Origin of the sequence: Salmonella sp. SSDFZ54 (genome assembly GCF_004010735.1) — a bacterium.
GTDB lineage: Bacteria > Pseudomonadota > Gammaproteobacteria > Enterobacterales > Enterobacteriaceae > Salmonella > Salmonella enterica.
Genome location: NZ_CP034819.1, coordinates 3,103,335 through 3,117,345, shown reverse-complemented (window position 1 = coordinate 3,117,345; position 14,011 = coordinate 3,103,335). Strand labels below are relative to the sequence as shown.

The 14,011-nt window shown below is 48.6% G+C and carries 12 protein-coding genes and 1 pseudogene; 4 read left to right on the top strand and 9 right to left on the bottom strand.

Features of this window, described 5'->3' with window-relative positions; all coding sequences use genetic code 11:
- The first annotated feature begins 100 nt into the window (after positions 1-100).
- The 3 genes from mdsA to mdsC are packed head-to-tail and all read left to right on the top strand — an operon-like array spanning position 101 to position 5,965.
- On the top strand, positions 101-1,327 hold the full coding sequence (mdsA, locus tag EOS97_RS15400; protein ID WP_001254865.1) for a multidrug efflux RND transporter periplasmic adaptor subunit MdsA: 1,227 nt from the start codon (positions 101-103) through the stop codon (positions 1,325-1,327).
- Positions 1,324-4,491, top strand: a complete 3,168-nt coding sequence (gene mdsB, locus EOS97_RS15395) for a multidrug efflux RND transporter permease subunit MdsB (protein WP_000673159.1) — start codon at positions 1,324-1,326, stop codon at positions 4,489-4,491. Before mdsA ends, mdsB begins: the two co-directional genes overlap by 4 nt.
- A 16-nt stretch (positions 4,492-4,507) precedes the next feature.
- Positions 4,508-5,965 carry a multidrug efflux transporter outer membrane subunit MdsC gene (gene mdsC / locus EOS97_RS15390; RefSeq protein WP_023165962.1) on the top strand — a complete coding sequence of 486 codons (1,458 nt, stop codon included), beginning with the start codon at positions 4,508-4,510 and terminating at the stop codon, positions 5,963-5,965.
- 69 nt (positions 5,966-6,034) lie between these two features.
- Here mdsC and EOS97_RS15385 read toward each other — a convergent pair whose 3' ends face one another.
- The 9 genes and pseudogenes from EOS97_RS15385 to EOS97_RS15345 all read right to left on the bottom strand — a co-directional run bounded on the left by EOS97_RS15385 (position 6,035) and on the right by EOS97_RS15345 (position 12,794).
- Complete coding sequence (locus EOS97_RS15385) at positions 6,035-6,394, bottom strand: DUF4156 domain-containing protein (RefSeq protein WP_000722978.1); 360 nt, start codon at positions 6,392-6,394, stop codon at positions 6,035-6,037.
- A 57-nt stretch (positions 6,395-6,451) separates the two neighbouring features.
- Positions 6,452-6,676, bottom strand: coding sequence for a membrane protein (locus EOS97_RS15380; RefSeq protein ID WP_000737125.1), 225 nt, complete (start codon positions 6,674-6,676; stop codon positions 6,452-6,454).
- Positions 6,677-6,686: 10 nt separating this feature from the next.
- Entirely contained in the window at positions 6,687-7,328 is a 642-nt protein-coding gene (locus tag EOS97_RS15375; RefSeq protein ID WP_000610822.1) for a helix-turn-helix transcriptional regulator, read from the bottom strand.
- A gap of 143 nt (positions 7,329-7,471) precedes the next feature.
- Positions 7,472-7,996, bottom strand: coding sequence for an Ail/Lom family outer membrane beta-barrel protein (locus EOS97_RS15370; protein ID WP_000830237.1), 525 nt, complete (start codon positions 7,994-7,996; stop codon positions 7,472-7,474).
- 401 nt (positions 7,997-8,397) lie between these two features.
- Complete coding sequence (locus tag EOS97_RS15365; protein WP_000545419.1) at positions 8,398-8,886, bottom strand: hypothetical protein; 489 nt, start codon at positions 8,884-8,886, stop codon at positions 8,398-8,400.
- Positions 8,859-9,602: a transcriptional regulator gene (locus tag EOS97_RS15360; protein ID WP_000081372.1), complete on the bottom strand. Its 744-nt coding sequence runs from the start codon at positions 9,600-9,602 to the stop codon at positions 8,859-8,861. Before EOS97_RS15360 ends, EOS97_RS15365 begins: the two co-directional genes overlap by 28 nt.
- A gap of 99 nt (positions 9,603-9,701) precedes the next feature.
- Positions 9,702-11,276, bottom strand: a complete 1,575-nt coding sequence (locus tag EOS97_RS15355; protein WP_000868281.1) for an EAL domain-containing protein — start codon at positions 11,274-11,276, stop codon at positions 9,702-9,704.
- Between the two features lie 510 nt (positions 11,277-11,786).
- Positions 11,787-12,087 (bottom strand): annotated as a pseudogene (locus EOS97_RS15350) (hypothetical protein).
- Entirely contained in the window at positions 12,060-12,794 is a 735-nt protein-coding gene (locus EOS97_RS15345) for a membrane protein (protein WP_001005865.1), read from the bottom strand. The pseudogene EOS97_RS15350 and the gene EOS97_RS15345 overlap by 28 nt, the downstream one beginning before the upstream one ends.
- A gap of 663 nt (positions 12,795-13,457) precedes the next feature.
- On the opposite strand from EOS97_RS15345, the gene EOS97_RS15340 reads away from it, so the two are divergent.
- The gene (locus EOS97_RS15340; RefSeq protein ID WP_000062035.1) at positions 13,458-13,994 is read left to right on the top strand and encodes a fimbrial protein; all 537 of its coding nucleotides are present in this window, start codon (positions 13,458-13,460) and stop codon (positions 13,992-13,994) included.
- Positions 13,995-14,011: the final 17 nt, after the last annotated feature.

The window sequence follows — 14,011 nt, the reverse complement described above, 5'->3', positions numbered from 1 at the left end:
AACGCTTGACCTTTCCTTCGTTGTAACGCCTAGCCTTTGCCAAAAATTCTGCGGCAGCGTTGCGGAATGGCCGACACGCTGCGGTAAAGAGGGAAACGACATGCGTAGAACATTCAAAATTATGTTGATAGCCAGCGTCATCGCCGCCATCGGGGGCGTGATTTACATGGCCGGCGAAGCACTATGGGATAAAGACAACGCCGTCGGCCCCCCGGCCAGCGCGCCGCCTCCACCGTCGGTACCGGTTGCTAAAGCCCTTAGCCGTACACTCGCGCCTACGGCGGAATTCACCGGTTTTCTGGCCGCGCCGGAGACCGTGGAGCTGCGTTCGCGCGTGGGAGGAACCCTTGACGCCGTCAGCGTTCCGGAAGGACGTCTGGTAAGCCGCGGACAACTGCTGTTCCAGATCGATCCGCGCCCGTTCGAGGTCGCCCTCGACACCGCCGTCGCGCAATTACGTCAGGCTGAAGTACTGGCCCGCCAGGCGCAGGCGGATTTCGATCGCATTCAACGACTGGTCGCCAGCGGCGCCGTATCACGTAAAAACGCTGACGATGTCACCGCCACGCGTAATGCGCGACAGGCGCAGATGCAATCGGCCAAAGCCGCCGTCGCCGCAGCGCGCCTTGAACTCTCCTGGACCCGTATTACCGCGCCCATTGCCGGACGCGTTGACCGCATACTGGTGACCCGGGGCAATCTGGTCAGCGGCGGCGTAGCGGGTAACGCCACGCTTCTGACGACTATCGTGTCTCACAATCCCATGTATGTGTATTTCGATATTGACGAAGCCACCTGGCTGAAGGCGTTACGACATACCCGCTCCGACAAAAATCCACCGGTAGTCAACATGGGGTTAACCACCGATAACGGGCTGCCTTACCAGGGCGTACTCGACTTTATGGGCAATCAGATGAACCGCAGCACCGGCACTATCCGGGCGCGCGCCGTGATTCCTGACCCCGACGGAATGCTTTCTCCCGGCCTGTTTGCCCGAATCAGTTTGCCCATCGGCGAGCCGCGGGAAACCGTGCTGATTGACGATCTGGCGGTGAGCGCCGATCAGGGCAAAAACTATGTGCTGATCGTCGGCAAGGAGAATCAGGTGGAGTATCGTCCGGTTGAGCTGGGACAAATGGTCGATGGACTCCGCGTCGTTACACAGGGAGTACAGCCGGGAGAAAAAATCATCCTCAAGGGGCTGGTGCGTCCTGGCATGACCGTTGCGCCGCGTCTGGTGCCGATGCGGCAGAATGTGACCGACAAACAGACCGCGACATTGACTAAAGCGGACGGCGACAGTGCGTCGAAGGCGGTGCGCCAATGAAATTCACCCACTTTTTCATCGCACGGCCCATCTTCGCCATCGTCCTGTCGCTGTTAATGCTGCTGGCTGGCGCTATCGCCTTTTTAAAACTGCCGCTGAGTGAATATCCGGCCGTTACGCCGCCCACGGTACAGGTTAGCGCCAGCTACCCCGGCGCTAACCCGCAAGTGATTGCCGATACGGTAGCCGCGCCGCTGGAACAGGTGATCAACGGCGTTGACGGCATGTTGTATATGAATACCCAGATGGCCATTGATGGTCGCATGGTTATCTCTATCGCCTTCGAACAGGGAACCGATCCTGATATGGCGCAAATTCAGGTGCAAAACCGGGTATCCCGCGCGCTGCCCCGCCTGCCCGAAGAAGTCCAGCGAATTGGCGTTGTAACGGAGAAAACGTCACCCGATATGTTGATGGTGGTCCATCTTGTCTCGCCGCAAAAACGCTATGACTCGCTTTACCTGTCTAACTTCGCCATCCGGCAGGTTCGCGACGAACTGGCCCGTTTACCCGGCGTCGGCGATGTTCTCGTCTGGGGCGCGGGCGAGTACGCCATGCGCGTCTGGCTGGACCCGGCGAAAATCGCCAACCGCGGTCTTACCGCCAGTGATATCGTTACGGCGTTGCGGGAACAAAACGTACAGGTCGCCGCCGGTTCCGTCGGGCAGCAGCCGGAGGCCTCCGCCGCTTTTCAGATGACGGTAAACACGCTGGGCCGCCTGACCAGCGAAGAACAGTTCGGCGAGATTGTGGTAAAAATCGGCGCTGACGGCGAGGTGACGCGTCTGCGTGATGTCGCCCGCGTCACGCTGGGCGCAGATGCCTATACGCTGCGCAGTTTACTGAATGGCGAAGCGGCGCCAGCGTTACAGATTATTCAAAGTCCGGGCGCCAATGCGATTGACGTTTCTAACGCGATTCGCGGCAAAATGGATGAGTTGCAGCAAAACTTCCCGCAGGATATCGAATACCGGATTGCCTATGATCCTACGGTCTTCGTGCGCGCATCGCTACAATCGGTGGCGATTACGTTGCTGGAAGCCCTCGTGCTGGTCGTCCTTGTCGTGGTGCTGTTCCTGCAAACCTGGCGGGCGTCCATTATTCCTCTGGTGGCGGTTCCCGTTTCGCTGGTCGGCACCTTTGCCTTGATGCACCTGTTTGGCTTTTCGCTGAATACGCTTTCGCTGTTTGGTTTGGTCCTGTCGATAGGTATCGTTGTCGATGACGCCATCGTTGTGGTCGAAAACGTGGAACGGCATATCTCGCAGGGCAAAAGTCCCAGAGAGGCGGCAAAGAAGGCGATGGATGAAGTCACTGGTCCCATTCTTTCTATTACCTCGGTGCTAACGGCGGTCTTTATCCCTTCCGCATTCCTGGCGGGCCTGCAGGGTGAGTTTTATCGTCAGTTCGCGTTGACCATCGCTATTTCGACCATCCTTTCGGCCATTAACTCGCTGACGCTCTCCCCTGCGCTGGCCGCCATTTTGCTAAGACCGCACCACGATACTGCGAAGGCTGACTGGCTAACGCGGTTGATGGGCACGGTCACTGGCGGTTTTTTCCATCGCTTTAACCGTTTCTTCGACAGCGCGTCGAACCGCTATGTTAGCGCCGTCCGTCGGGCCGTGCGCGGCAGCGTCATTGTGATGGTGCTCTATGCTGGCTTTGTGGGGCTGACCTGGCTTGGCTTCCATCAGGTGCCGAACGGGTTTGTGCCTGCGCAGGATAAATACTATCTCGTCGGCATCGCCCAGCTCCCAAGCGGCGCATCGTTGGATCGCACAGAGGCGGTCGTAAAACAGATGTCCGCTATCGCGCTGGCGGAACCCGGCGTTGAAAGCGTCGTCGTCTTCCCCGGTCTGTCGGTTAACGGCCCGGTAAATGTGCCAAATTCGGCGCTGATGTTCGCCATGCTGAAACCCTTTGACGAGCGTGAAGATCCTTCGCTTTCCGCTAACGCTATCGCCGGAAAGCTAATGCACAAATTTAGCCACATTCCCGACGGGTTTATTGGCATCTTCCCGCCGCCGCCGGTTCCAGGGCTTGGCGCGACGGGCGGCTTTAAATTGCAGATTGAAGATCGTGCGGAACTGGGGTTTGAAGCGATGACAAAGGTGCAAAGCGAGATTATGTCTAAGGCGATGCAGACGCCCGAACTGGCCAATATGCTGGCCAGTTTCCAGACGAACGCCCCGCAATTACAGGTGGATATCGACCGGGTAAAGGCGAAATCAATGGGGGTATCGCTCACCGACATCTTTGAAACGTTGCAAATTAACCTCGGCTCGCTTTACGTCAACGATTTCAACCGATTTGGCCGTACCTGGCGGGTGATGGCGCAGGCCGATGCGCCATTCCGTATGCAACAAGAGGATATCGGCCTGCTTAAAGTCCGCAATGCGAAGGGCGAGATGATCCCGCTTAGCGCTTTCGTCACGATTATGCGCCAGTCGGGGCCGGACAGAATCATCCATTACAACGGCTTCCCCTCGGTAGATATTAGCGGTGGACCGGCTCCGGGCTTCTCCTCCGGACAGGCGACGGACGCGATTGAAAAGATCGTGCGTGAAACGTTGCCGGAAGGGATGGTCTTCGAATGGACCGATCTGGTTTATCAGGAAAAACAGGCCGGCAACTCCGCGCTTGCTATCTTTGCGCTGGCAGTGCTGTTGGCCTTCCTGATCCTGGCGGCACAGTACAACAGTTGGTCGCTGCCCTTTGCCGTCCTGCTTATTGCGCCTATGTCATTACTCTCAGCCATTGTCGGCGTGTGGGTATCTGGCGGAGATAACAATATCTTTACGCAGATTGGTTTCGTGGTACTGGTCGGCCTGGCGGCCAAGAACGCCATTTTGATTGTCGAGTTTGCCCGCGCCAAAGAACACGACGGCGCAGACCCGCTGACCGCCGTGCTGGAAGCGTCCCGCCTGCGTCTGCGTCCTATCCTGATGACCTCATTCGCCTTTATCGCAGGCGTAGTACCGCTGGTACTCGCGACGGGTGCCGGCGCGGAAATGCGACATGCGATGGGTATCGCCGTGTTTGCCGGCATGTTGGGCGTCACGCTCTTCGGCCTGTTATTGACGCCTGTATTTTACGTGGTGGTTCGCAGGATGGCATTAAAGCGTGAGAACCGCATTGATTCGCATGATCAGCAAGCATAATGATGGGAATGGCATAATGAAGATCACTTTTACAGGCTATCGGCAGACCGCCACGCTGGCGACGCTTGCTTTCGTCACCACGCTTGCTGGCTGTACGATGGCGCCGAAGCACGAACGCCCCGCATCGCCGACTGCGATGGTCTATCCCTACGCAACGTCAACCGTTTCTGGCGCGCCGGATGCCGCTGACATTGGCTGGCGTGATTTCTTCCACGATCCGCTTCTACAGGAACTGATCGCGATCGCGTTACGCAATAATCGGGATTTACGCAAGGCAGGGCTCAATGTTGAAGCCGCCCGGGCGTTATACCGTATTCAGCGCGCGGAGATGCTGCCGACGCTCGGCATCGCCACCGCCATGGACGCCGGTCGCACTCCCGCCGATCTCAGCGTCACGGACGAGCCTGAGATTAACCGACGCTACGAGATGGCTGGGGCGACGACGGCCTGGGAACTGGATCTCTGGGGGCGAGTGCGAAACCTTAGCGACCAGGCATTAGCCGCCTATATGGCGCTTGATGAGACGTACATTGCGGCGCGAATGAGCCTGGTTTCCGAAGTCGCCAGCGCCTGGCTGACGCTACGGGCTGACCGGGAGCTGCTGCGCTTAACCGAAGATACGCTGGCCGCGCAAAAAAGTTCATACACATTGACAACCCAGCTTGCCCGGACAGGCAACGCCACACAGCTCGATCTGCGTATGGCGGAGATCGCGCTGCGTTCTGCGGAAATCAATCGCGCGGCGTATACGCGACAGTTGGCGCGGGATCGTAACGCGCTGGAATTGCTGTTGGGCCAGCCGCTCACGCCTGAACTGTCGCGTCGACTAAACGAAGCGGTCACGCTTACGGAAGGCGCGATCCCGACCACTCTGCCAGGCGGATTACCGTCAGATCTGCTGGTACGCCGCCCGGATATTCGCGCCGCCGAGTACAGGCTGCGTGGCGCAAACGCCAGAATAGGCGCAGCGCGCGCCGCCTTCTTCCCGACCATCAGCCTGACAGGCACGGCGGGAACGGCCAGCGCGTCTCTTAGCGGACTCTTTGAACCGGGATCGGGAAGCTGGCGTTTTCTACCGCAAATCACCTTGCCTCTCTTTCACGGCGGCGCATTACGCGCTGACCTGGATAGGGCGCATGTCCAAAAACAGATTGAAATCGCCAGGTATGAAAACGTTATTCAGCAAGCCTTTCGCGACGTGGCGGATGGTCTGGCGGGACAGCGTACGCTGAATGACCAGGTGCAATCAGAACAACGCGCGGTTGAAGCCAGTCAAATCGCCTATGAGCTGGCCGGACTCCGTTTTCAGGAAGGCGTCGATGACTACCTTACGCTGCTTGATACCCATCGTATGCTTTATGGCGCGCAGCAGCGTCTGGTGCGCACACGGCTCATGCAACAGCTGAATATCATTAATCTGTATAAAGCATTAGGCGGCGGTTGGCGGGAATACAGCGAGAAAAAGCAAGGTTAGCCCAAATAGCGCCCGCGTCGCCAGTGCGGCGCGCGCGCTAAACAGGCATATATTGCCTGCAAAATAAGGTTAACGAGGGCAACGATAAACGTTCCCGCTTAACGTGACATTCGTTTGTTTGCTTGAGCCCGAACCGTGCCATGAACTTCCTGTCTGGCCTGCACGCTGGGTTAACAGGACTACCGTATTTCCGCCCATTTTATAAGCTTTGTTTTTCAGATCGTTACGGGCACCCGTTTCCAGGTTACTGTTGGAAGTCCAGCCACCGGTAAAGAAATTCCCCTGGCTGCCCGTGATATCCCCTAAGTAGCTGCATTCCTTACCTGGCTCGCTGGTCATCACCCGTACCTGTTCAGCGCCATAATTCAGCGAATTAGCACTACATGCGGTTAAAGCCAAGCCGACGAAACATACTAAGATCTTTTTCATACTAATACCTGGTCTATTAATCATTAAATAATAACGCGTTCTTGCTTCTGAACGCCGTCAAGGAACTATATTTAAGATGTAACGAATGTCTTTCATTTGCTGAAGAAAAGTCTCTGTCATGATGCTATCATGTATGCTTGAGGTTATTTCTTGTTCAGTTTTTTCAATATGCTCTCTGAGCCTTATTTTTGTTTTTTCGTCAAGCGCCGAGATAAGTATCTTTATGGCAAGCAGCAAAGTAGGATTGATGCTTTCACACTCTCTCATCGTTAACTTTTTCATCTTGTTTACTTCAAGCCTGATCGGCGTTTTTGTCTACACGGCAAATTTTAGATGCGAAGATATGGCGACTTCTTTGGTAAATAAATAGCAAATGGAAAAAGCGTTTGAAGCCATATTTACGACAGATACGCAATCTATGAATGTACAAAGTCTTACGACTAATGCCATAGCTACTGGCGATCTGACTCATCGACTTTTTATATAAAAAGTGCCATAACAACTCCTCCTCCTTTTTTGTCAACGGCGCAAGTTCACCGACCGCTACATCGTTTGCACAAGCGTATTTAATGAAATGCTCAATAAAAACAGGCTTTGCCAAATCGGGATCGATATCAGGATCTCTATCGCAGCCATGTGGATAAAGTTTTCCAATATCTCTGCGCGTGAGCCAGATTCGACGAGCATGTGGATAATGCTGCATGAGCGCCTTAAAACCTTTCCAGACCCCCTGAATCAAAACTCGTCCATCAATAATAATTATGATATCTTCGCTAGCTGATATCTGACACGAATTATATTCTCCATTGAGTGGGAACATAAAGCACTTCCCATCCTCAAAGAGTGAAGCGATGCCTAAATAAGTATAATAATCATCCGTTAAAACTATACCTATCGTTTTTAACGGAAGTTGTTCCGATAGTGAATTTATCATAATTTCATCAATAGAATAACGCTACGGTGAGTGTTTTATCTTCCTCTTAAGATTACCTGAGCGCTCATAACCATCCCTATTCTGTAGCAGCGCCATATTATTTTTAATTCCTTGCCATAAACGTAACGCTTATACTTTTAATATCAGAAGCGATAACCTACGCTGACACCAAATGTATTGGTATCCACAGCGAAGAAACGACTGGCTTCCCATGATGCATCGATAGATATACTCTTAACTGGATTAAATATTACGCCAGCGCCGTAGGCAAAGGAGTCTTCTTTTGAGTGTTTATTAAATTTCATCGTCGCTATACCCGCATTGCCGTACAGGCTCACATAGTCATTAAAACGATATGTTGGTCCAAACATCAAAGAACCATAGTCTACAGAATCGGAACCATTTTTATGCAATTTCCCCTCTTTCCAGGTGTAATTCTCCATTTCATTGCGCGTCGCGGTGAATGAGCCTAACATCCCCCAGGTCTCATTAAACTCGTAACGATATTTAAAATTAAAGCCTCGCAGATCTTTGCTATCGCTATTTTTCAATGAACTGAGATGAGTTTGTGCATAACCAAACGATACGGTGTGCTGATCGTTAGCCAAAGCTAAAGGTGACGCTAATAATAAACCTAAAAAAACAAGGAACGAAGACCGTCTTTTCATTAAAACCACTCCATTTTTGATATATAATTAAGGCGGTACCGGAACTTATGGCACACAAATAGCATTTAGATTAAGAGCACCTAATGCGCTTATTACCAGTCATGCCAACTGCGGAGGTAATATAACCTGATATATTCGATAATGGATATGAAATCAGTCTTACAGAGTTCTTACTTTTTTATTAATGGCGGATTCATAGTTGCTTCAGACCCGATCCTGGCATCGCATCCGTCAGGCGGACTGCGAGAGGTTATCAGCGAGTATCAGTCACCTTCCCGAAGAGTCAAAAATTCATAAATAACTGTTTTATATACATTTTAATTAACATTCAAGTTAACCTTTACCCTTGCGGAGGGCAATTTCGCAACTCGCTTTCTGACGCATTCAGACAACATTCAGATCTACTGCGCGGTACAAACGTTATAAAGCTGCCGATTAAGAGAATAAAAAAAGGTTTTCTCACCCACTTTAGATATTCGAATCTCATTAGCCGCTTCCGGATGCAGAACCCGTAAATATGATAACAGATCGCCAGCCGTGTCCGTGGCAAAGACTTTTACCTGGGATACTTCGAACGTATAAACACCAGGCGCTGTTCGATGTAAATTTTTCATATACACGTCCCGGTATAATATTTTTACACCGTTATCTTTTGTTTTTATTTCATATTGAAGCGTAATTCTCTTCATCTTAAAATCAAGAACAAGACTGCCATCGGCATGGATATCTTTAGGTTGTATCGTCGTTACCGTTCTTGTCGTACATAAAAATTCATTAGTATTAATAGAACTATGGTTACTGTTTCGTACCCAAACTACCATCAGTACGACTGAAACAGCCAACATTCCAAGCGTCGCCACGCTTAATAACGTTCTTTTATGGAAATGCATTTCGGCTCCGCTATATCAAGTTGGTTAAGACACTGGACAAAAATATTTGTATTAGGAACGCGAATGTAATAAATGATTTTTCCGTTTTGTTTATGTATTTCATTACTCATCTCAGAGTACGCTTCAACGATATCCGTCAGATGGGTTTTATCATGCCCGACACTATAAAAAGTGTATCCATCATACGAACCCTGGAGGGTAAAGTAATCAATATTTTCACCCTTAACTTTATACATCATAAAAAACATCAGAAGCGCGGCCAGGCAAAAGTAGAGCCAATCTTTTTTATTCACAGCGCCCGGTATTGGGGGGATAATAGTGTCATCGCGTCGCACTTCAACCGTCGATACTTCTGTTTCAGCAACAGCAGGCAACGGCGTATTTTGCGCCTCATCATTCAACGGTTCAATGGAAACTGAGAGTAAAACACCCACGCGAGGACGAGTCACAACAGACGCCCCCTTAAGACCAATTTTATCAAATGATCCTCGTAGCTGGTTAATCAGTTTATAATAACTGGCATCAGAGACCACGACACCCTTGCGCCCCCAGACATAGTTAATTAAATCATCTTTTTTAAAAAGGCCTTCATAAAAAGCGATAAGCAAACTGCGTTCCGATTCAGATATCGTTATCGACTCTCCGGCGCAGGAAAGCGTCATTCGTTCACAATCAAGAATAACTCTTTTGTCAATCAGATAATTGTTCTGACTCATAAAAATATCCGCCCCAGTGCTATCACGTTTCTTCACGGCATAAACATATTACCAGGATATATCGCGCTATTGAATTTTTTTCCGTAGCGAGCTCCTGTATTATTCAGCCACCAGGCCACTCGCAGATTCGTTTTCCCCCTTGAGCAAACCATTTTGCCTCTGGGCCGACTTGCCAAGCCAGCTCATAAAGTCATTAGCCCCCATCGGCCTGGCATAAAGAAATCCCTGAACGAATCCTACCCCGTGGCTTAAGATGTAACGCAATTGGTGCTGGGTACTGACCCCTTCGGCAACCACATTGAGTCCCAGTCGCTGACTCAGCGTAATGATAGTATCCAGGACAGGAACATCATCGCTGCTGGTATCAATGGTATCGATAAACGTTCTGTCTATTTTAAGAGAGTCTACAGGTAATTGTTGGAGATAGGAGAGTGAGCAATAGCCGGTCCCAAAATCATCAATCGCTATTAACACGCCTTTTTCACGGAGCGTTGAAAGTTTTTCCGCGACCTGTGAAGGTTCTACAATCAGGCTACGTTCGGTGAGCTCCAACATAAGCGTTATCGTTCCCAAACGAGTCCTGAGCGCCTCTATATCTTGTATAAAACCGTCATCCATAAGATGCGCAGGCGATATATTTACGCTGATATAGAAATCATCCGGTACAGTCCAGTTTATCACGTCATGAGCAATCAGTTCGAACAGATGACGAGAGAGTGGAATAATCATGCCTTCATTTTCTGCGGCGGTAATAAAAATATCGGGAGTTATAAAACGGCCATCCGGTTGCGGCCAGCGCATTAGCGCCTCCACGCCGCCGCAACTACCGTGTTTAACATTAAAAACAGGCTGATAATGTACCGTAAACTCATTGTGCGTTATTCCCCTGGCAATCTCCCGGGCCAGAGATAAACGTTTTAAATACCAGCGCCTGTAGAACAACATCATCCCTACAGAAAGACACAATGACAGCGGAACAAAAATAAAAAGGTTTTGTAACCAGTATGCCGATAACGTTGAGAAAGGGGTTCGCACCATCAGCTGGATAGTGTGATCGGTTGAGGTGAAGCGCTGCGTTAAAAACGCCTTACCGCGCAACGTCGTAGCGCTGGTAATCGCCTCCCCTGCGCCGAATGTCAGGCTAAAGGCTGATGCTCTCTCTGCTGCCAATATCTCCATGAGCTCCTGGACATACTGCGAATCCACAATGACGAAGGCTGCTTTATTCGCTGCTACTTTTTTCACATAAACCACAACAAGGCGATCGGGTCCTTCGGCCATACTACCGATAGATCGCAACCACCGTTTCGGATAAGAAGCAGGTAAAGAAAGCCCTGCCAGCCGGGAAAAATGATAGCGTTCGGTTCCTGTGACAAAGGAGCAAGTGATATCACCATTTTCCAGAAACCCAATGTCACGGACATAAGGAGTGAAGGCCCGCGTTCTGGACAGTTCTTTCAGCGAGTCAGTACAGGAACTCTCAGCCAGTCTGGCGGCTTTTCCGGCGACTTGCCAGGAGGCGGCTGATATATCCGCGCTAAACCGCAGCAGCGTATTGGCGCTGACGGCGATATCTCGTTTTAGCTGGAAGATACCCGCGAGTAACCCCACCAATATCATTACGATCAGTGGAACGGCAATAAACAACATCAGAAATAGCTTTCTTACTTTCAAATCATTGCCCTCTTACCGGCCTTCCTTTTGCCACTGTACGCTTTTATAGGATAACTAAAGTAACATTAATATAGAAAAGCAATATTGAGAGATAGGTTATACGTTCTTAATGATAGCAAGATGGCACTCCCTGTGCCGAAAATAGACAAGAAAATATCAATACCCAACAGGTGCAGGATACTATCGTTAAAATAAGCGATAGCAGATATCTAAAATACAGACGCATTCAATATGTTAGTCTGATGCCAGGTTCGCTGCCTGATGAGGCATAAATCACGGAACGAATTCCCATCAATACAGGGATTATTGGCTACAACTCAACGTTACTACTGGTGGTACACACATTATACAAATGCCGATTAAGCGAAAACATGTAGGTATTTTTCCCAATTTTGACCATCTTTAACTCATTAATCGTACCAGGCTGTAACAGTCTCAACCAGGAAAACAAATCGCCAGCAGTATCAGACTCAAAAGTCTTAACTGAATTGACTTTAAAAGTAAATGTTTTCATACCCGTTCTGCGCAGTTTGCTGATGCAAATATCACGAAAAAAAAGCCGTTTCTCTTTCGTATCGGTAGTAACATCGTAGTGTAGGGTAATCCTGCCGGATTTAAGATCCAGCACAAGTCCACCATCCATGTACAATTTTCGTGGTTCAATATACGCTTCTGATTTTGTCGTGCATATAAGATTATTGGTTCTATAAGAGTCACGATTTACCCACTCAAGCGCTATTACCGATCCGATTGCGACAATGGCGATAAATATTACAAATATAATCAGTAACGTTCTTTTACTGTAATACATTTTGGCACCGCCATTTCAACAGGATTTAAGCATTGCAGAAAAATATTCATGTTAGGCTCCCTGATATAATAAAGATGGCGTCCATTTTGCCGGTAAATTTTAATTTTTAGAGAGTTAAAAGCAAAAACTACTTCACTTAATGTGACCTTATCCTCTTTTGTTTTATAGATTGCATAATCGTTATATTCGCCAAGATATGTAAAAAAACTATCAGGGCTGTTACGAACAGGCGCTTTATATATAGTAAATACACCATAGAGCAATGCCAGAATAATGGCTCCTGTTAATACCACAAATACGCTGTGACGTTTAATTTTGTAAAATATGTTCTCCCGAGCCGGGGTGCCTTTAACGTTTTCATCACTCACCTTTAGGGAGGTGATTTTTTTTATAGGTTCAATAGCAACAGACAGCGATACCCCCACCCGAGGGCGAGTTACGATGTCAGATGACTGTAGACCGATGCTACTAAAATCATTTCTCATTTGATTAATGAGTTTATAGTAACTTGATTCTGAGACGCAGCCTCCACGATTTTCCCAAACAAAATGAATAATATCTTCTTTTTTGTAAAGACCATGCCAAAAAGCAAGAAGCAGATGGGTCTCAGCTTCTGATATTCTGATTATCTCATTACCATGCGATAAGGTCATCTTCGTACTATCAAATACAACACGCTTATCAAGTAAAAATATGCTTTCATTCATGACAATCCTAAAGGTAACTGCATCCATCATTCAGACGACATATTATCATGCTCAAAAAAGAATTCAGCCCCCTAATTAACCTGAGTTTAACTTATAAGTCTCACTTATAGTAAACAATAATTGACACAAGTATTACCTGCACATTACAAATCAAACAGTTATAGGTAAATCTGAACACTTTTCTTTACCTTAACGCAAACTCAGGAAACTTCTGAAAGGCCAAAAGTAAGAAAAAAGTAAGACTAATTATACTGTTTCAGAAGCACATTTCAGAAAATTTACCTTAATCTCACCATCGTATTATCCATCGGGAGGTTTAACTGATACGGATTTTACATAGCAAAAATGTGCAGGTTTGTATTGCAACATAGTCTATCTATTCAGACGCGGAGAGAATTGTTATCGGATTACACTCAATCAAATGATAACACTATCAGTTGTACTAATGAGATGTATGGACGAAAGCGCTTATCGCTCTATTTCATGATAAGAGAAATAAGTCTGTTTGTTTTATATCGCATTATCAATAGTCAGGAGGGTATAGCTCACATCCAAAAATAGAGTTAATGATCGTTATTTTTACCACTCCTCCATAAGCACGAAAAATTCGGGCGAATTGCACTCGTCCTGAAAAAGTAAAGATTAATACAGGAACATTATCATATGTCTATGAAAAAGTATTTAGCAATGATCACAGGCTCACTTCTTGTCTCCAGCAGCGCGATGGCTGTTTCTGATAACACCATCACCTTTCAAGGGGAAGTCTCTGATGAAACGTGCTCTGTCGTGATTAATGGTAATCAGGCTAAACCCGTCGTGTTATTGCCAACAGTAAGTACTAAAGACTTATCAGAACAAGGGAAAACTGCGGGGCCAATAACGTTTGATATTGGGCTGTCCGGGTGTACCGGCTCTCAGGACAAAACAACAAAAATTTCCACTGTCTTTGTCGGTAATCAGGTCACCAGTAACGGTAACCTGGGTAATACTGGCAGCGCGAAAAATGTTGAAGTCCAATTACTCGACACTTCAGGGGAGCCAATCAATCTGACCGGCGGCTTTACTGGCGACGGCGACCTACAGCTGGAACCAAATGCTTCTGAAGCGAGCGCGACTTATACCGCGCGGTATTACTCTACCGGGAAAGCAGAGGCTGGGACAGTCGCTGCCACCCTTCAATACGCCGTTTCGTATAAATAATTGTCGCTACGGTCTGG

Excerpts from the sequence above, each read along its gene's own strand:
- mdsA (WP_001254865.1), top strand. The coding sequence starts at position 101 with ATGCGTAGAACATTCAAAATTATGTTGATAGCCAGCGTCATCGCCGCC.
- mdsB (WP_000673159.1), top strand. The coding sequence starts at position 1,324 with ATGAAATTCACCCACTTTTTCATCGCACGGCCCATCTTCGCCATCGTC.
- mdsC (WP_023165962.1), top strand. The coding sequence starts at position 4,508 with ATGAAGATCACTTTTACAGGCTATCGGCAGACCGCCACGCTGGCGACG.
- EOS97_RS15385 (WP_000722978.1), bottom strand. The coding sequence starts at position 6,394 with ATGAAAAAGATCTTAGTATGTTTCGTCGGCTTGGCTTTAACCGCATGT.
- EOS97_RS15380 (WP_000737125.1), bottom strand. The coding sequence starts at position 6,676 with ATGAAAAAGTTAACGATGAGAGAGTGTGAAAGCATCAATCCTACTTTG.
- EOS97_RS15375 (WP_000610822.1), bottom strand. The coding sequence starts at position 7,328 with ATGATAAATTCACTATCGGAACAACTTCCGTTAAAAACGATAGGTATA.
- EOS97_RS15370 (WP_000830237.1), bottom strand. The coding sequence starts at position 7,996 with ATGAAAAGACGGTCTTCGTTCCTTGTTTTTTTAGGTTTATTATTAGCG.
- EOS97_RS15365 (WP_000545419.1), bottom strand. The coding sequence starts at position 8,886 with ATGCATTTCCATAAAAGAACGTTATTAAGCGTGGCGACGCTTGGAATG.
- EOS97_RS15360 (WP_000081372.1), bottom strand. The coding sequence starts at position 9,602 with ATGAGTCAGAACAATTATCTGATTGACAAAAGAGTTATTCTTGATTGT.
- EOS97_RS15345 (WP_001005865.1), bottom strand. The coding sequence starts at position 12,794 with ATGAATGAAAGCATATTTTTACTTGATAAGCGTGTTGTATTTGATAGT.
- EOS97_RS15340 (WP_000062035.1), top strand. The coding sequence starts at position 13,458 with ATGTCTATGAAAAAGTATTTAGCAATGATCACAGGCTCACTTCTTGTC.